The 16,343-nt window shown below is 62.2% G+C and carries 16 protein-coding genes; 8 read left to right on the top strand and 8 right to left on the bottom strand.

The window, feature by feature from the left end:
• Positions 1–138: 138 nt before the first annotated feature.
• From C5F70_RS17065 to C5F70_RS17045, 5 genes are read right to left on the bottom strand one after another with little or no spacing between them, the layout of a single operon-like run.
• Positions 139–1,167 carry an AbrB family transcriptional regulator gene (locus tag C5F70_RS17065; RefSeq protein ID WP_104904574.1) on the bottom strand — a complete coding sequence of 343 codons (1,029 nt, stop codon included), beginning with the start codon at positions 1,165–1,167 and terminating at the stop codon, positions 139–141.
• Positions 1,160–2,674: a tripartite tricarboxylate transporter permease gene (locus tag C5F70_RS17060; protein ID WP_017844900.1), complete on the bottom strand. Its 1,515-nt coding sequence runs from the start codon at positions 2,672–2,674 to the stop codon at positions 1,160–1,162. Before C5F70_RS17060 ends, C5F70_RS17065 begins: the two co-directional genes overlap by 8 nt.
• Before the next feature lies 1 nt (position 2,675).
• Positions 2,676–3,134 carry a tripartite tricarboxylate transporter TctB family protein gene (locus tag C5F70_RS17055; RefSeq protein ID WP_017844901.1) on the bottom strand — a complete coding sequence of 153 codons (459 nt, stop codon included), beginning with the start codon at positions 3,132–3,134 and terminating at the stop codon, positions 2,676–2,678.
• A gap of 60 nt (positions 3,135–3,194) precedes the next feature.
• A complete protein-coding gene (locus tag C5F70_RS17050) occupies positions 3,195–4,184 on the bottom strand; it encodes a tripartite tricarboxylate transporter substrate binding protein (protein WP_164887021.1) in 990 nt (329 codons plus the stop codon).
• A gap of 41 nt (positions 4,185–4,225) precedes the next feature.
• The gene (locus C5F70_RS17045) at positions 4,226–5,518 is read right to left on the bottom strand and encodes an OprD family porin (RefSeq protein WP_104903774.1); all 1,293 of its coding nucleotides are present in this window, start codon (positions 5,516–5,518) and stop codon (positions 4,226–4,228) included.
• 234 nt (positions 5,519–5,752) lie between these two features.
• On the opposite strand from C5F70_RS17045, the gene C5F70_RS17040 reads away from it, so the two are divergent.
• Both C5F70_RS17040 and C5F70_RS17035 read left to right on the top strand, forming a co-directional pair.
• Positions 5,753–6,424 carry a response regulator gene (locus C5F70_RS17040; RefSeq protein ID WP_017844905.1) on the top strand — a complete coding sequence of 224 codons (672 nt, stop codon included), beginning with the start codon at positions 5,753–5,755 and terminating at the stop codon, positions 6,422–6,424.
• Positions 6,417–7,802 (top strand): sensor histidine kinase, encoded by a 1,386-nt coding sequence (locus C5F70_RS17035; RefSeq protein ID WP_017844906.1) that lies wholly within the window; start codon positions 6,417–6,419, stop codon positions 7,800–7,802. The genes C5F70_RS17040 and C5F70_RS17035 overlap by 8 nt, the downstream gene beginning before the upstream one ends.
• On the opposite strand, the gene C5F70_RS17030 is transcribed toward C5F70_RS17035, so the two are convergent.
• Entirely contained in the window at positions 7,803–8,624 is an 822-nt protein-coding gene (locus C5F70_RS17030; protein WP_017844907.1) for an HDOD domain-containing protein, read from the bottom strand. It abuts the gene before it with no gap.
• A 36-nt stretch (positions 8,625–8,660) separates the two neighbouring features.
• On the bottom strand, positions 8,661–9,602 hold the full coding sequence (locus C5F70_RS17025) for a folate-binding protein YgfZ (protein ID WP_104903773.1): 942 nt from the start codon (positions 9,600–9,602) through the stop codon (positions 8,661–8,663).
• A gap of 139 nt (positions 9,603–9,741) precedes the next feature.
• Here C5F70_RS17025 and C5F70_RS17020 point away from each other — a divergent pair, with 139 nt between their 5' ends.
• Both C5F70_RS17020 and C5F70_RS17015 read left to right on the top strand, forming a co-directional pair.
• Entirely contained in the window at positions 9,742–9,996 is a 255-nt protein-coding gene (locus tag C5F70_RS17020) for a succinate dehydrogenase assembly factor 2 (RefSeq protein WP_046384372.1), read from the top strand.
• Positions 9,980–10,429: a protein YgfX gene (locus C5F70_RS17015; protein ID WP_046490340.1), complete on the top strand. Its 450-nt coding sequence runs from the start codon at positions 9,980–9,982 to the stop codon at positions 10,427–10,429. Before C5F70_RS17020 ends, C5F70_RS17015 begins: the two co-directional genes overlap by 17 nt.
• On the opposite strand, the gene nadB is transcribed toward C5F70_RS17015, so the two are convergent.
• Entirely contained in the window at positions 10,398–12,014 is a 1,617-nt protein-coding gene (gene nadB / locus C5F70_RS17010) for an L-aspartate oxidase (protein WP_017844910.1), read from the bottom strand. The two genes, C5F70_RS17015 and nadB, sit on opposite strands and share 32 nt — an antisense overlap.
• A gap of 462 nt (positions 12,015–12,476) precedes the next feature.
• On the opposite strand from nadB, the gene rpoE reads away from it, so the two are divergent.
• The 4 genes from rpoE to C5F70_RS16990 all read left to right on the top strand — a co-directional run bounded on the left by rpoE (position 12,477) and on the right by C5F70_RS16990 (position 16,332).
• A complete protein-coding gene (rpoE, locus tag C5F70_RS17005) occupies positions 12,477–13,058 on the top strand; it encodes an RNA polymerase sigma factor RpoE (RefSeq protein WP_003172477.1) in 582 nt (193 codons plus the stop codon).
• 32 nt (positions 13,059–13,090) lie between these two features.
• Positions 13,091–13,678 (top strand): sigma-E factor negative regulatory protein, encoded by a 588-nt coding sequence (locus tag C5F70_RS17000; protein WP_017844911.1) that lies wholly within the window; start codon positions 13,091–13,093, stop codon positions 13,676–13,678.
• A 16-nt stretch (positions 13,679–13,694) separates the two neighbouring features.
• Positions 13,695–14,657: a MucB/RseB C-terminal domain-containing protein gene (locus tag C5F70_RS16995; RefSeq protein WP_026139782.1), complete on the top strand. Its 963-nt coding sequence runs from the start codon at positions 13,695–13,697 to the stop codon at positions 14,655–14,657.
• A 235-nt stretch (positions 14,658–14,892) separates the two neighbouring features.
• Entirely contained in the window at positions 14,893–16,332 is a 1,440-nt protein-coding gene (locus C5F70_RS16990) for a DegQ family serine endoprotease (RefSeq protein ID WP_026139783.1), read from the top strand.
• The last annotated feature ends 11 nt before the right edge of the window (positions 16,333–16,343 follow it).

Here is a 16,343-nt window from a genome sequence, read left to right as displayed (position 1 = left end):
CCTCGTGCAAGGCAAAGGAGCCGAAAAGGTCCGGGGCACACAAGGATTGAACACAGAAGGGCAGCGAGCAGGCTAGCTGTTAGAAATGACAGTGCCGACAGGCGGTAGCGGCCCAGGGCGGGCCGCCCTCGGTAGCCGCTAGGCTTGGCGGTTCCAATGCCTGAACAGCGGCTCCGCCAGAAACAACACGAACAACAAGCGCATCACCTGCATTGCCGTCACCAACGGCACCGACAGTTGCAGGGTTTCCGCGGTCAAACTCATCTCGGCAATGCCACCGGGCATCATGCCCAGGGTCAATGAGCGCAGGTCCAGTTGGGTCATCGCACTCAAGCCCACGGCGGCCAGCGTCGCCAGCAGCATGGTCAAGGCGGTGCCGATCAAGGTGCGCGCCATGAACGACGGCGCACTGCGGAAGAACTGACGATTGAAGTGGCAGCCCAACCCGCTGCCGATCAGCCACTGGCCGATCTGGCTGCCGCCGTCGGGCAGGCCGATGTGCAGGTCCCACGCCACACTGGCGGTGGCACTGACCAACAGTGGCCCGAACAACCATGGGTTCGGCTGACGCAAGCGTTGCCAGCCCCAGGCCACCAGCGCACCGGCGGGAAACAGCAGCGCCAGCCAGGCCCAGCTCACCGGGGCTGGATGAAACTGCGGCGCGCCACCGTCCAGCACGTACTTGAAGATCGCCGGTACGCACAGCACCACCACCAACACCCGCAGGCTTTGCCCCGCCGCGACCCGGCTGAGCACCGCGCCATTGCGTGCGCCGAGGTTGACCATCTCGCCGGAACCGCCGGGCATGCTGGAGAAAAACGCGGTGGCGCGGTCTTCGCCGCTGCGGCGCATCAACCACACGCCGACCACGCTCGACAGGCTGGTAACCAGCGCGCCGAAGAAGATCAAACCGAAGTGGCTCATCACCTGTTCGATCACCAGCGGAGTGAAGTGCAGGCCGATGCCGATGCCCACCACCCATTGGCCGCCTTTGCGCCCGCCGGGAATCTCCGCCAACTGCCACGGCGTGAGGCAACGCACGAGGATGATCGCCAGTAGCGAACCGACCATATACGGCAACGGCCAGCCGACCAGGCTGGCCAGGTAACCGCCGGCCAGGCCGACCAGCGGTGTTCCCCACCAGTGTTTAAAGCTGGCCTCAGACATCGGCCACGGCACGACGCTGCAACGCACGTTTGCGGTAGATGCGCGCCAGCGGTAACAGCAGCATCACGGCGGTCAATACCCATACACCGAAGGTGATCGGGCTGGACCACAGGATCTCCAGCGCACCGTTGGAGATCGACAGCGCGCGGCGCAGGTTCTGCTCCATCAGGCCGCCGAGGATAAAGCCCAGCAACACCGGCGACAGCGGGAAGTCCAGCTTGCGCAGGATGTAGCCGAAGATGCCGATACCGATCATCAGGAACAGATCGAACGTGGTGGCGTGAACCGCGTACACGCCGATCGCGGTGATGATCGCGATCACCGGCACCAGCGCCCAGTTCGGCACGGCGAGGATGCGCGTGAAGATGCGGATCATCGGGATGTTGAGGATCACCAGCATGATGTTGGCGATGAACAACGAGGCGATCAGGCCCCAGACGATATCCGGTTGCTGTTGGAACAACAGCGGGCCCGGCGTGATGTTGTACAGCGACAGGGCGCCGATCATCACCGCGGTGGTGCCCGAACCCGGCACGCCCAGGGTCAGCATCGGCACCAGCGCACCGCAGGCGGAGGCGCCGATGGCGGTTTCCGGTGCCGCCAGACCGCGCATGTCACCCTGCCCGAATTTACCGCTGGCCCCGGCCAGGCGTTTCTCGGTCATGTAGGCCACGGCTGACGCCAACGTCGCGCCAGCGCCGGGCAATACGCCCATGATGAAACCGAGCAGGCCGCACCGGATGTTCACCGCAAATACCGACGAGGCTTCCTTCAGGTTAAACATCATCCGCCCGGTGGCTTTCACCGCTTCCTGGCCACGGTGGGTTTTTTCCAGCAGCAACAGGATCTCGCTGATGGAGAACAGGCCCAGCACCAACACCACGAACTGGATGCCGTCGGTCAGGTGGATGTTATCGCCGGTAAAGCGGTATACGCCGCTGTTGGCGTCGATGCCCACCGCCGACAGGAACAGGCCGATCAGCGCCGCGACGAAGGTCTTCAGCGGTTTATCGCCGGCCATGCCGCCGAGGCAGACAATCGCGAACACCATCAGTACGAAATATTCCGCCGGGCCGAAGGCAATCGCCCATTTGGCCAGCAGCGGGGCAAACAGCACCATGCCGCAGGTGGCGATAAACGCGCCGATGAACGAACTCCACGCCGACAATGACAACGCCACACCGGCCAGGCCTTTGCGGGCCATCGGGTAACCGTCGAGGGTGGTCATCACGGTGGAGGCTTCACCCGGGATGTTCAGCAGGATCGAGCTGATACGCCCACCGTATTCGCAGCCCAGGTACACGGCCGCCAGCAGGATCAACGCCGACTCCGGCGGCAGGCCCAGGGCGAACGCGATGGGGATCAACAGCGCCACGCCGTTGATCGGGCCCAGGCCCGGCAGCAGGCCGACCACGGTGCCGATCAAGGTGCCGCACAGCGCGGTCACCAGGTTGTAGGGGGACAGTGCCACGCCGAAGCCCTGGCCCAAATAGCCGAAAGTATCCATATCAGTTCTCCAGAACGTCGAGCAGGCCGAGGGGCAGCGGAACATCCATGGCTTTATCGAACAGCAGATAAAGGCCGACGCTCATCAAGGTGATGATCACCGCACCGGGCAACCAGCGGCCGCCATACAGCCGTGCCATCGGAATGCCGATCAACATGCTGCTGAGAATGAAACCGAGGGATTCGAAGGTGGCGGCAAACACGATCAATAGCGCCACGCAGATGCCGATCTTGATCAGGGTGGCGCGGTCCAGCGCGGGTTCTTCCTCGGTATGCTGGGTCGGCTGCGGGCGAAACAGCATGTAGATCAGCGCCAGGCTCATCAGCCCGAGCATCAGCAGCGGGTAGGCCCGAGGCCCCACGGGTTCGTAGGAAAACGACGCCTGGTAGGGCCAGGCCATCAAGGCCAGGCCCGCGCAGGCCAGCAGCAGCGCGGCGGCGAATATGCGTTGTAAGAGCATGTTGAACTCCTGGGCCACGCCCCTGGTTCAGCAGGGCGTGGCCGCGCGACAGAGGGGCGATTACTGGATCAGGCCGAACTCTTTGGCCAGCACTTTGTAGTCCGCTACCTGCTTCTTCACGTAGGTGTCCAGCTCCGGGCCGGTCATGGCGAACGGGAACAGCTCGCGCTGGTCACGCAGCTTGGCGAAGTCTTCGGAGGCCAGCAGTTTGTCGAAGGCGTCTTTCCACCAGGCGTAGTCGGCATCGCTGACTTTTGGCCCAAGGTAGAAACCGCGCACCACTGGCCAGACGATGTCGTAGCCTTGCTCTCTGGCGGTCGGAATATCCTTCATTTCCGGCTCGTCCAGGCGCGCTTCGGAGAACACCGCGAGCAAGCGCATGTCGCCACTCTGGATATGGGGCATGGAATCGGAGATGTCGGTACTGCCCACCTGGATGTGGTTGCCCATCAGCGCGGTGACAATTTCACCGCCACCTTCCAGCGCCACATAGCGCAGGTCGCGCGGGTTGATCCCGGCGGCCTTGGCGATCAGCGCGGTTTGCATCCAGTCCTGGCTACCCACGGTGCCGCCGGAACCGATGACCACTTTGCTCGGATCTTTCTTCAGCGCCTGCACCAGGTCGTCGAGATTTTTGTAAGGCGAATCGCTTTTCACCGCGATGGCGCCGTAGCTGGTGCCGACTGCTGCCAGCCAACGCACGGCGCTTTCATCGAAGCGCCCGAACTTGCCCTGGGCCAGGTTCAACAGCGAGCCGCTGGACCAGGCCACCAGGGTGCCGCCGTCTGCAGGGCGCTGTGCGACCACGGCGTTGTAGGCCACTGCGCCCACGCCGCCAGGCATGTAGGTCACGCGCATCGGCTTGCTCAGCAGCTTCTGGTTGACCAGCGCGCTTTGCGCCAGTTTGCAGGTCAGGTCAAAACCACCGCCAGGGGAGGCCGGGGCGATGCATTCCGGGCGCTTGGGTTCGTCGGCGGCCAGCAGTTGGCCGGCGAACAGCATGCAGCCGGCGGCGAGGGCGAATTTACGCAATGAAAGGGTCATGGTTATCTCCGTCGTTGTTGTTATGAGTGGCTATTACCAGGCACTGCTTACCAGAGCGCGACGCTGTAACTGACCAGCAGGCGTACTTCATCCGCATCACGCGCTGAATAGTTGGAACGATACGTCGCATTGCGCAGGCGCACGGCGACATCCTTGAATGTGCCGCTTTGCACCACGTACTTGATCTCGCTGTTGCGTTCCCACTCCTTGCCGGTCTCGCCGTTCTTGAGCTTGATATGGTCACCCGACAGGTAACGGCTCATGAAACTCAGGCCGGGAATCCCCAGCTTGGCGAAGTCATAGTCGTAGCGTGCCTGCCAGGAGCGCTCCTCGGCGCCGGCAAAGTCGTTGATCTGCACGAAGTTGACCAGGTACGGGTCGCTGCCATCCACATACGGAAACGCGCTGTCGCCGGACATGTGCTGGTAGCCGGCGCTGAGCTTATGGCCGTTGAGGGCATAGCTGAACAGGCCATTGAGGGAGGTGTTGTCGATCTTGCCGCCGCGGGCGGCGCCAGTGTCGTCGCTGATCGCCAGGCGCAGATCGGTGGCGAAGGTGCCGGGGCCCATCGGGCGCGCAGCCACCAGGCCGAGGAAGTGCTGGCGGTACACGTCGTCGAGTTGGGCGAAGTGATAGCTGCCGGTGATCTTGTCGGCGAACTTGTAGTCCACGCCGCCGAAATTGAAGTGCTTGCCGGTGGCGCCGCTGAGGAAACGGCTGTTCTTGTTGTTGAGGGCGATGTCCTCGTAGTTGGTGTCGTCGCGGTCCTTGGCCTTGTCGAGACGGCCACCGGTGAACACCAGGTTCTTGAACTCTTTCGAGGTGATCAGGCCGCCGTTGAAGGTTTGCGGCAGGATGCGGCCGTCGTTGGGCTTGAGGATCGGCAGTTCGGGGATCAGCGCGCCGACTTTCAGCTCGGTGGCGGAGATCTTCACTTTGCCGGTCAGGCCCAGCTTGGAATACTCGTTGGCGGCGCGGCCATCGTCGTGGGGGGGCAGCAGGCCGCTGCCGGTGCGGTCGGGGCTGGAGTCGAGCTTGACGCCGAGCATGCCCAGCGCATCCACGCCAAAGCCGACGGTACCGTCGGTGTAGCCCGATTGCAGGTTGAGCATGAAGCCCTGGGCCCATTCGTCGCGCTTGGATTGCTGGGCGCTGGTGCCGTCGCGAAAGTCGCGGTTGAAGTACATGTTGCGGGTTTCCAGGGTCGCGCTGCTGTCTTCGAAGAAGGCGGCTTGGGCAAGCGGCGAAAAGCCGGCAAGGGTGGCGGCGCTGGCAAGGGCGGTCTGGGTCAGGCGGGAAAAACGCACAGGCGTGCAAGCCTGGGGCTGTGTCGACAGCATCGTTGAGTACTCCGTTATTGTTCTTATTTGACGAAAACGCTTCGAGGCGTTTTTCGGGTGCTACGGATCAGGCAGCTCGGCGGGCATGGCCTACCGTGGCTGGATGCTAAAGGGTGAAGCTTTCACTAACCTTTCAGTTGCCTTTCAATGTTTTCGGGCTTCACAGCCCAGGCCGCGCCTGTAAACTGCCTCGCAGAGCGTGGCGCCGACCACCCCCGAATGAGGTAGAAATCCATGCGTGTCCTCCTGGTTGAAGACCATTTGCAACTGGCCGAAAGTGTCGCCCAGGCGCTCAAGAGCACGGGTCTGACCGTCGATGTGCTGCACGACGGAGTGGCCGCGGACCTGGCCTTGGGCAGTGAGGAATACGCCGCGGCGATCCTCGATGTGGGCTTGCCGCGCATGGACGGTTTCGAGGTGTTGGCGCGCTTGCGGGCGCGTGGGAAAAATCTGCCGGTGCTGATGCTGACGGCGCGCAGTGATGTGAAAGATCGTGTGCATGGCCTGAACCTGGGCGCTGACGATTACCTGGCCAAGCCGTTCGAGCTGACGGAACTGGAGGCGCGGGTCAAGGCGCTGTTGCGGCGCAGCGTGCTCGGCGGCGAGCGCCAGCAGGCCTGCGGCGTGCTGGTCTACGACCTCGACACCCGCCGCTTCACGGTCGGCGGCGAGTTGCTGACCCTCACGTCCCGCGAGCAAGCCGTGCTTGAAGCGCTGATCGCGCGCCCGGGCCGGGTGATGAGCAAGGAGCAACTGGCCGCCCAGGTGTTCGGCCTCGACGAAGAGGCTAGCCCGGATGCGATCGAAATCTACATACACCGCCTGCGCAAGAAACTCGACGGCCAGCCCATCGCCATCGTCACCTTCCGTGGCCTCGGCTACCTGCTGGAAGCGCGCGATGCATAAGCCCAGCAGTCTGCGCTGGCGGCTGCTGTGGAACCTCGCGCTGTTGCTGGTGCTGTTGATGGTCGCCAGCGGCATGAGCGCCTACTGGAACGGCCGCGAAGCCGCCGACACCGCCTATGACCGCACCTTGCTGGCCTCGGCACGCACGATTGCCGCCGGCCTGACCGAGGTCGACGGCAGCTTGAGCGCGAATGTGCCGTATGTGGCCCTGGACACCTTTGCCTACGACAGCGCCGGGCGGATTTATTACCAGGTCAATGACATCGACCAGAAGCTGATCTCCGGTTACGAAAACCTCCCCGGCCCGCCGCCTGGCACGCCGCGCACCGATGATTACCCGGCGTTGGCACGGTTTTACAACGCCACGTACCAGGGCCAGGCCGTGCGCGTGGTGAGCCTGCTCAAGGCGGTCTCCGAACCGAACATGAACGGCATGGCGGAAATCCGCGTGGCCGAGACCGATGAAGCCCGCGTCAGCATGGCCCGCAGCCTGATGGCCGACACCTTGCTGCGCCTGGGCATGCTCGCCATCGGCGCGCTATTGCTGGTGTGGTTTGCCGTGAGCGCGGCGTTGCGCCCGCTGGAGCGCTTGCGCACGGCCGTGGAAGAGCGCCAGCCCGACGATCTGCGGCCGTTGCCGCTGGTCGAGGTGCAGCTCGAGTTCGGCCCGCTGGTGCGTTCCATCAACCATTTCACCGAACGCCTGCGGGGCCAGTTCGAGCGCCAGGCACAGTTTATCGCCGATGCGGCCCACGAACTGCGCACGCCGCTGGCCGCGCTCAAGGCGCGCCTGGAACTCGGCCTGCGCGCCGAAGACCCGGCCACCTGGCGCAGCACCCTGGAAACCGCCGCGCAAGGCACCGACCGCCTGACCCATCTGGCCAATCAATTGTTGTCCTTGGCGCGTATCGAAAACGGCGCACGCGCGATTGCCGAAGGCGGGGCGCAATTGCTCGACCTCAGCCAGTTGGCCCGCGAACTGGGCATGGCCATGGCGCCGTTGGCCCATGCGCGTGGGGTCGCGCTGGCGCTGGAGGCCGACGAGCCGGTGTGGCTGCGCGGCGAACCGACGCTGCTCAACGAGCTGTTGAGTAACTTGGTGGATAACGCTCTGGCGCATACGCCGCCTGGCGGCAATGTGATCCTGCGCGTGACGGCACCGGCGGTGCTGGAAGTGGAAGATGATGGCCCGGGCATCCCGCTGGACGAGCGCGACCGCGTGTTCGAACGCTTCTATCGCCGCAGTCAGCAGGGCCTGGGCTCCGGTCTGGGCCTGGCGATTGTCGGCGAAATCTGTCGCGCGCATCTGGCCCAGATCAGTCTGCATGATGGTGAACCGACGGGCTTGAAAGTGCGCGTCAGTTTTGTCGCCGGTTGATCAGTAGAACATCGACCGCGCTTCATCCAGTTCCGCACGCACGCTGTCGCTGTACAGGTCCAGGCGCAGTTTCTTGACTGCCGGCAGGTTGGTGATCGGTACATCCGCCAGTGGATGCGCGGTGCCGCGATGGCAATACAGCACGGCGACTTGCACCAGGTCGATATAGTCGAGGCTGGCGGAGTCGCGTTCCAGGTCCAGGTATTGGCCCGGCAGCTTGACCAGCATCTCCGGGAAGTCCCAGCCACGCAGGAGTTTGTCGCCGAGCATTGGGTGGCTTTTCTCGATCATGTGGTTGAGGCTGACCGGGTCAGAGAGCAACTCGTAATGGTCTTCGGCATAGGTCAGGATCGGCAGCACACCGATCTGGTGCACCAGGCCTCCGAGCGCTGCCTGGTCCGGCTTGAGCTGGCTGTGGCTGCGGCACAGCGCGTAGCTGACGCCCGCCACTTCCAGGCTGCGGCGCCAGACGTCGCGCATTTTCTGTTCGATCACTTCGGAACGGGCGTGGAAGATCTGCTCCATCACCAGGCCGATCGCCAGGTTGCTGCTGTAGTTGGTGCCCAGCCGGGTGATGGCGGTGTGCAGGTCGGTGACTTCCTGCGTGGCCCGCAACAACGGGCTGTTGACCACTTTGATCAAGCGCGCCGACAGCGCGGTGTCGCGACCGATCACTTTGCTCAAGTGGCTGATGCCGATTTCCGGGTCTTCGGCGGCCTGACGAATGCTCAGGGCCACTTCCGGTAATGTCGGCAGAACCAGGTCATCGTTGTCGATGGCCGCAATCAAAGCCTGTTGGACTTTTTCCGCCAGCTCGTTCATTCATGCTCTCTAAGGTGTTGCAAAGGGGTGCGACGATCAGTGCTGGATCTCTCGATCACGATCCAATTGGTAGGGCAGGTCAAGTAGCTGCAAAGCGGGACCTTCGAGGGTGCCTAAATGCACATCACCACTCTCGGCTGCTTCGGCTTGCAGAACCGCCAGAAGTTCCACCATTTGGTCAGCTTTTGCCGCGATCACCACTTCGCCGATCGAGCTGTTGTGGCTGGGAGAAAACAGCGGCGTGCCGGGCTCGGGCAATTCAGCGGCATTCAGGCTCAGGCGGTACAGGCGACGCTTGAGTTTGCCCAGGTATTGCATGCGCGCGACGATTTCCTGGCCGGTGTAGCAGCCTTTCTTGAAACTGACGCCGCCCACGGCCTGCAGGTTGAGCATCTGCGGGATAAACAGCTCGCGGGTCTGCGGCATGACCTGGCCGATACCGGCGCGGACCTGGCCCAGCAGCCATTTGTTCAAGTCAGCCGGTTGCAACTGCGCGGCCAATTGGCTGCGCACGGCTTCGGCTTGCTCGGCGGGCGCCCAGAGTTCGGTGCGACCAGGGGATACGCGGACGGCGATCAATTGTTCGCTGCGGGCGACGCTGTCGGTCGCGGCCGGCAGCTCCAGGCCCAGGCTCGCCAGGGCCTGATCCGCGTTCGCCAGGCCAAAACGTGCCCAGGCGGCGCTTTCGTCGGTGAGTTTGGATTTGGAGAACACCGCGTATTTCTTCAGGTCGGCCAGTTGCGGTTCCAGCAGCTCGGTGGCCATGGCCAAGAGCACGCCATCACCTTGCAGCAGGATGCGAAAGCTCGACTGCATGCGCCCTTTTTGCGTGCAGCGCGCGCCGAGGCTGGCCTGGGTGTCGCTCAGGTAGTTGAGGTTGCAGGTGAGTTGGCCCTGCAGGAACTTGGCAGCGTCGGCGCCGCGGACGGCGAGAACGCCTTCGTGGGTCAGTGGGCAGAAGAAAGCAGAGTCGGCCATGGGTCATCGCAGGTCAAAAAGTCTAGGTGCATCATAGAGGGGCGCCCGACAAATGGATAGTTTCTGTAGGGGGCGACCAAAGCCGACTGTTCCGCTGCCTTGGGGCCTGTATACTTGCAATCTATTTGAGGAGCGTTCCATGGTCGAAGATGTAGAACTCAATCGCCTCTACTGGCACAGCCGTCGCGGCATGCTTGAGCTGGACGTGTTGCTGGTGCCATTCGTCAGAGAGGTTTACTCGACCCTTAACGAGGTGGATCGCAACTGTTACGTGCGCCTGCTGGAATGCGAAGACCAGGATATGTTCGGCTGGTTCATGGAACGCTCCGAATCGGAAGACCCGGAGCTGCAGCGCATGGTTCGGATGATCCTGGATCGTGTCCAGCCCAAGTAATCCCGCCTTCGAATGCCGCTGGCAGGCCTCGCGGCTGTTGCTGGCGGCCTATCTCCTGGCCCAGTCGTCCGCACTGGGTGCGCTGCTGCTTGTCGATTTGCCTTATTCAAGCCTTGGCCTGTTGCTGTGCCTGGCTCACGCCGCCTGGGTTATCCCGCGCCATATCCGGCTGACTCACCGTTCGTCGATTCGCGGCCTGCGCCGTGACGAAAGCGGGTGGCAGTTGTGGAGCGAAGCGCGCGGCTGGCACCGCGTGCAACTGCGTCCCGAGAGCCTGGCGTTGCCGTTGATCGTGGTGCTGCGCTATCGGGTGCAGGGCGAATGGGCGGTGCGGTCGATCTGTGTGCCCAAGGATTCGCAGGCCGCCGATGTACACCGGCGCCTGCGGGTTCGCCTGAAGTTCAGTCGGCGTAGGTGGTTGGCACCAGAATAGTATCGCGGGCCTCGGGCAGCATCTGCGGGTAGTCGAGGGTGTAATGCAGGCCCCGGCTTTCCTTGCGCTCCATGGCCGAGCGGATCATCAGCTCCGCTACTTGGGCCAGGTTGCGCAATTCGATCAGGTCGCGGCTGACTTTGTAGTTGCTGTAGAACTCGTCGATCTCATCCAGCAACAGTCGCACGCGGTGTTGTGCGCGTTGCAGGCGTTTGTTGGTCCGCACGATCCCTACGTAGTCCCACATGAAGCGTCGCAGTTCGTCCCAGTTGTGGGCGATGATCACGTCTTCGTCCGAATCGGTCACCTGGCTCGCGTCCCAGCGGGGCAGGGCGGCCGGGACGGGGATCTGCGGCAGTTGTTCAAGGATGTCCGCCGCCGCCGAACGCGCATAGACAAAACATTCGAGCAGCGAGTTGCTGGCCATGCGGTTGGCGCCGTGCAGGCCGGTGAAGCTGGTTTCGCCGATCGCGTACAGGCCGGGCACGTCGGTGCGCCCGTGTTGGTCGACCATCACGCCGCCGCAGGTGTAGTGCGCGGCCGGCACCACCGGGATCGGGCCTTTGGTGATGTCGATATTGAAGGCCAGGCAGCGCTCGTAGACCGTCGGGAAGTGAGTCTTGATGAACGCTTCGGGCTTGTGGCTGATGTCCAGGTAGACGCAGTCGATGCCCAGGCGCTTCATTTCATGGTCGATGGCGCGGGCGACGATATCGCGCGGGGCCAGTTCGGCGCGCGGGTCGAAGCGTTGCATGAAGCGCTCGCCATTCGGCAGTTTCAGGTGCGCGCCTTCGCCGCGCAGGGCTTCGGTGATCAGGAAGCTCTTGGCCAGCGGGTGATACAGGCAGGTGGGGTGGAACTGGTTGAATTCCAGGTTGGCCACCCGGCAGCCCGAGCGCCAGGCCATGGCGATGCCGTCGCCACAGGCACCGTCGGGGTTGCTGGTATAGAGGTAGACCTTGGCCGCGCCGCCCGAGGCGAGAATGGTGAAGCGCGCGCCGTAGGTGTCGACTTCGCCGCTGTTGCGGTTGAGCACATAGGCGCCGAGGCAGCGCTCGCCCGACAGGCCCAGGCGTTTCTCGGTGATCAGGTCGACGGCCACCCGTTGCTCAAGCAGTTCGATGTTCGGGCGTTGGCGGGCTTGTTCGAGCAGGGTCCTGAAGATCGCGGCCCCGGTGGCGTCGGCGGCGTGGATGATGCGGCGGTGGCTGTGCCCGCCTTCGCGGGTCAGGTGGAACTCGAAGCCGCCGTCATCGCTGCCCGCGTGATCGTCACGGGTAAACGGCACGCCCTGGTCGATCAGCCATTGAATGGCTTCGCGGCTATGTTCGACGGTAAAGCGCACCGCATCTTCGTGGCACAGGCCGCCGCCGGCGTTGAGGGTGTCTTCGACGTGGGACTGCACCGTGTCGGTGTCGTCCAGCACGGCGGCAACACCGCCCTGGGCCCAGAATGTCGAGCCATTGGCCAGGTCGCCTTTGCTCAGCACCGCAATGCGCAGGTGGCTGGGGAGGGTCAGCGCAAGGCTCAGGCCGGCTGCGCCGCTGCCGATCACCAGGACATCGTGTTGAAACTGTTGGCTCATTTGAAGGATTCCGCAAAAAGCGATCCACAGGGGCTGGCGCAAACAGGACGCCTGGATCGGCGAATCAAAGGGTCACACGGGCTACTAGTATATAGAGGGGGGGAGCGGCACAATAGCCGCGCATTCGTGGCAATGTGAAATTACGGTGCACGGCCAAGGTAAATGGACCGGTTATTGAAGTGGGAACTTTTTGCATAAGCCCCGACTCAATAGCAGGTTGCCCGAAAGCTGGGAAAACGTTGAGTTTATTGGCCCGTCGGGAGCATTGGACGCGTCAGGAAACCGGCGACAAGATTATTCGCGCAGCCGGCATTGCCCGCGCTGCGTTTTTCGTGTGTGCCAAATCAGTGCATGCCGGAAACTTGCTTGGAGGGGAGAACTTTTGCGGAAAGTCCGAGTCTATGTTTGCAAGCCTGATCGTTCAGTTATGCAAGCCTCCTTCAAGTACAACGAGGAGTGTTCATGCTAACCCAGGAAGAGGATCAGCAGCTGGTCGAGCGCGTTCAACGCGGCGACAAGCGAGCTTTTGATCTGCTAGTGCTGAAATACCAGCACAAAATTCTCGGGTTGATCGTGCGGTTTGTGCACGACACCCATGAAGCGCAGGACGTTGCACAGGAAGCCTTTATCAAGGCATACCGTGCGCTGGGCAATTTCCGCGGTGACAGCGCGTTTTACACGTGGCTCTACCGCATCGCCATCAACACGGCGAAGAACTATCTGGTGTCTCGCGGACGCCGCCCACCAGATAGTGATGTCAGTTCGGAAGATGCAGAATTTTACGATGGTGATCACGGCCTCAAAGATCTCGAGTCGCCGGAGCGTGCATTGCTGCGCGACGAGATCGAAGGCACCGTTCATCGCACTATTCAGCAACTGCCAGAAGATTTACGGACGGCGTTAACTTTACGTGAATTCGATGGTCTGAGTTATGAAGACATTGCGAGCGTCATGCAGTGTCCGGTGGGGACTGTAAGGTCACGGATTTTCCGGGCCCGGGAAGCCATCGATAAAGCCTTGCAACCGTTGTTGCAGGAAAACTAAAGACAGCGGCGACAGCCAAGAGAGGAACCGCCATGAGTCGTGATGCCCTGCAGGAATCGCTGTCCGCAGTGATGGATAACGAAGCGGATGAACTGGAACTTCGTCGGGTGCTCAATGCATTCGGTGATGCCGAAACCCGTGATACCTGGTCTCGTTACCAAGTCGCTCGGGCGGTGATGCACAAGGATCTTCTAATCCCTCGTCTGGATATTGCTGCGGCCGTTTCTGCTGCACTGGCTGATGAAGCCGTTCCGGCAAAAGCTGCGCGGGGGCCATGGCGTAGCCTGGGTCGCCTGGCAGTGGCCGCTTCGGTAACTGTTGCCGTTCTGGCTGGTGTTCGCCTGTACAACCAGGACGAAATCGCCGGTACCGAACTGGCCCAACAGACTCAGCAACCGATCATGGCTGGCCCGCAAGTCAAGGGCCCCGCCGTACTGGCAGGCTACAAGGAAAGCTCCGACACTACCGGCCCGATGGCGAACGGTGTGCTTCAAGGGCAATCCGGCTGGCAGGATCAGCGTCTTCCAGGCTACCTGCGCCAACACGCACAGGAATCGGCCTTGAAAGGTACTGAAAGCGCTCTGCCTTATGCTCGCGCGGCAAGCCTGGAAAACCGTTGAACCGTTGAGGAGCACTATGCGCGCCATACCGCTCCTTACGCTTTTGCTCAGTGGTTGGTTTGCACTCCCCGCCCACGCCGATGATGCCCAAGACTGGTTGACTCGACTTGGGCGTGCTGAGCAACAGCAAAGCTTCCAAGGTACGTTCGTCTACGAGCGTAACGGCAATTTTTCTACCCACGACATCTGGCATCGTGTCCAGGACGGTCAGGTTCGCGAGCGGCTTTTGCAGCTCGACGGCTCGGCTCAGGAAGTCGTGCGGGTAGACGGTCGGACGCAATGCGTCAGCGGCACTCTTGTCGCCGGCCTCAGCAATTCGCGTGATGCCCCTTCACGTGCGCTTGATCCGCAAAAAATCGCGCAATTCTACGAACTGGCCGTCATCGGCAAATCTCGCGTGGCCGGTCGAAATGCGGTGATTGTGTCGATCACCCCGCGTGACCAATACCGCTATGGTTTTGAGTTGCACCTGGATCGCGAAACCGCGTTGCCCCTTAAATCCCTGCTGGTGAACGATCAGGGGCAGTTGCTGGAGCGTTTCCAGTTCACGCAATTGAACACCTCGGTCACGCCGGATGATCGCGACTTGCAACCCACTGGCGATTGCACGCCCATTGCAGTGGCCACGGCTAAAGCGCCAGAGGTGCAACCTGCCCAGGACTGGCATCTGGAATGGTTGCCGCCGGGTTTCCAGTTGACCAGCAGCAGTGCGCGCAAAGACACCCAGACCAAAGCGACGGTCGACAGTCGGATGTATGAAGATGGGCTGGCGCGGTTTTCGGTATTTCTTGAGCCGATCGGCGAATCCGGCGTTACCGAAACCCGTACCCAGTTGGGCCCGACGGTGGCGGTGTCGCGTCGGCTGAATACGGTGGATGGCGAAATGATGGTCACGGTAGTGGGCGAAATCCCCATGGGCACCGCCGAGCGCATCGCGCTGTCGGTGCGCGGTGAAAAAAAACCAGCCGCCAAGCCGTGAATCGTTAATCTTATGTTCATCCTGGCCTTTCACCCTACGTCCATGCGAGGTTGGTTGCCGAGCGTAATGAAATGTCTGGATCAGCATTTTCACTTGCAAAAATCTCTCATATTTTTTATAGGTCAGGGCTTGTCGGCGCTGACCATGTTTTGTTCGCGGAACGGAGATGTCGGTCACAGTTTCCGGCGTTTCCAGAACCCTGTCGCCCAACCCTGCTCGTCGTAACGGGAGCTGTATGTCGATACCACGCTTGAAGTCCTATTTATCCATAGTCGCCACATTGTTGGTGTTGGGTCAGGCCGTGCCCGCGCAAGCGGTCGAGCTGCCTGATTTCACCCAATTGGTCGAGCAGGCCTCGCCTGCCGTGGTGAACATCAGTACCACGCAAAAACTGCCCGAGCGCAAAGTCTCCGACCAGCAGATGCCGGACCTGGAAGGCCTGCCGCCGATGCTGCGCGAGTTCTTCGAGCGTGGCATGCCGCAACAACGCGCGCCCCGTGGCGGTGGCGGTGGCCAGCGTGAAGCGCAGTCCCTGGGCTCGGGCTTCATCATCTCGCCCGATGGCTACATCCTGACCAACAACCATGTAATTGCCGACGCTGACGAGATCCTCGTCCGTCTGGCTGACCGCAGCGAGTTGAAAGCCAAGCTGGTCGGCACCGACCCACGTTCCGACGTGGCGTTGCTGAAGATCGACGGCAAGGACCTGCCTGTGCTGAAACTGGGCAAGTCCCAGGACCTGAAAGCCGGGCAATGGGTCGTGGCGATCGGTTCGCCGTTTGGCTTTGACCACACCGTGACCCAAGGCATCGTCAGCGCCATCGGCCGCAGCCTGCCCAACGAAAACTACGTGCCGTTCATCCAGACCGACGTACCGATCAACCCGGGTAACTCCGGTGGCCCGCTGTTCAACCTGAACGGCGAGGTGGTCGGCATCAACTCGCAGATCTACACGCGCTCCGGTGGCTTCATGGGCGTGTCGTTCGCCATCCCGATCGACGTGGCCATGGACGTTTCCAACCAACTCAAAAGCGGCGGCAAAGTCAGCCGTGGCTGGTTGGGCGTGGTGATCCAGGAAGTGAACAAGGACCTGGCCGAGTCCTTCGGCCTCGACAAGCCGGCCGGTGCGCTGGTCGCTCAGATCCAGGACGACGGCCCGGCAGCCAAGGGCGGCCTGCAAGTCGGCGACGTGATTCTGAGCATGAACGGCCAGCCGATCGTCATGTCGGCAGACCTGCCGCATTTGGTGGGCGCGCTCAAGGCGGGCAGCAAAGCCAAGCTGGAAGTGATCCGTGAAGGCAAACGCCAGAACGTTGAACTGACCGTCGGCGCCATTCCGGAAGAAGGCGCGACCCTCGATGCCCTCGGTAGCACCAAGCCGGGCGCCGAGCGCAGCAGCAACCGCCTGGGTATTGCAGTGGCCGAGCTGACGGACGAGCAGAAGAAGGCCTTCGACCTGAAAAGCGGCGTGGTGATCAAGGAAGTGCAGGACGGTCCTGCCGCGTTGATCGGCCTGCAGCCAGGCGATGTGATCACTCACCTGAACAATCAGGCCATCGACAGCACCAAGCAGTTCACCGACATCGCCAAGGCGCTGCCGAAGAACCGTTCGGTCTCGATGCGCGTCCTGCGTCAGGGCCGTGCCAGCTTCATTACCTTCAAGCTGGCTGAGTAACACCGGCGCAT

The sequence above is a fragment of the Pseudomonas sp. LH1G9 genome (assembly GCF_002949975.1).
Classification (GTDB): Bacteria; Pseudomonadota; Gammaproteobacteria; order Pseudomonadales; family Pseudomonadaceae; genus Aquipseudomonas; species Aquipseudomonas veronii.
The sequence above is the reverse complement of the archived record's forward strand: the minus strand, read 5'-3'. Positions and strand labels throughout refer to the sequence as shown.

Excerpts from the sequence above, each read along its gene's own strand:
- C5F70_RS17065 (WP_104904574.1), bottom strand. The coding sequence starts at position 1,167 with ATGTCTGAGGCCAGCTTTAAACACTGGTGGGGAACACCGCTGGTCGGC.
- C5F70_RS17060 (WP_017844900.1), bottom strand. The coding sequence starts at position 2,674 with ATGGATACTTTCGGCTATTTGGGCCAGGGCTTCGGCGTGGCACTGTCC.
- C5F70_RS17055 (WP_017844901.1), bottom strand. The coding sequence starts at position 3,134 with ATGCTCTTACAACGCATATTCGCCGCCGCGCTGCTGCTGGCCTGCGCG.
- C5F70_RS17045 (WP_104903774.1), bottom strand. The coding sequence starts at position 5,518 with ATGCTGTCGACACAGCCCCAGGCTTGCACGCCTGTGCGTTTTTCCCGC.
- C5F70_RS17040 (WP_017844905.1), top strand. The coding sequence starts at position 5,753 with ATGCGTGTCCTCCTGGTTGAAGACCATTTGCAACTGGCCGAAAGTGTC.
- C5F70_RS17035 (WP_017844906.1), top strand. The coding sequence starts at position 6,417 with ATGCATAAGCCCAGCAGTCTGCGCTGGCGGCTGCTGTGGAACCTCGCG.
- C5F70_RS17030 (WP_017844907.1), bottom strand. The coding sequence starts at position 8,624 with ATGAACGAGCTGGCGGAAAAAGTCCAACAGGCTTTGATTGCGGCCATC.
- C5F70_RS17025 (WP_104903773.1), bottom strand. The coding sequence starts at position 9,602 with ATGGCCGACTCTGCTTTCTTCTGCCCACTGACCCACGAAGGCGTTCTC.
- C5F70_RS17020 (WP_046384372.1), top strand. The coding sequence starts at position 9,742 with ATGGTCGAAGATGTAGAACTCAATCGCCTCTACTGGCACAGCCGTCGC.
- nadB (WP_017844910.1), bottom strand. The coding sequence starts at position 12,014 with ATGAGCCAACAGTTTCAACACGATGTCCTGGTGATCGGCAGCGGCGCA.
- rpoE (WP_003172477.1), top strand. The coding sequence starts at position 12,477 with ATGCTAACCCAGGAAGAGGATCAGCAGCTGGTCGAGCGCGTTCAACGC.
- C5F70_RS17000 (WP_017844911.1), top strand. The coding sequence starts at position 13,091 with ATGAGTCGTGATGCCCTGCAGGAATCGCTGTCCGCAGTGATGGATAAC.
- C5F70_RS16995 (WP_026139782.1), top strand. The coding sequence starts at position 13,695 with ATGCGCGCCATACCGCTCCTTACGCTTTTGCTCAGTGGTTGGTTTGCA.
- C5F70_RS16990 (WP_026139783.1), top strand. The coding sequence starts at position 14,893 with ATGTCGATACCACGCTTGAAGTCCTATTTATCCATAGTCGCCACATTG.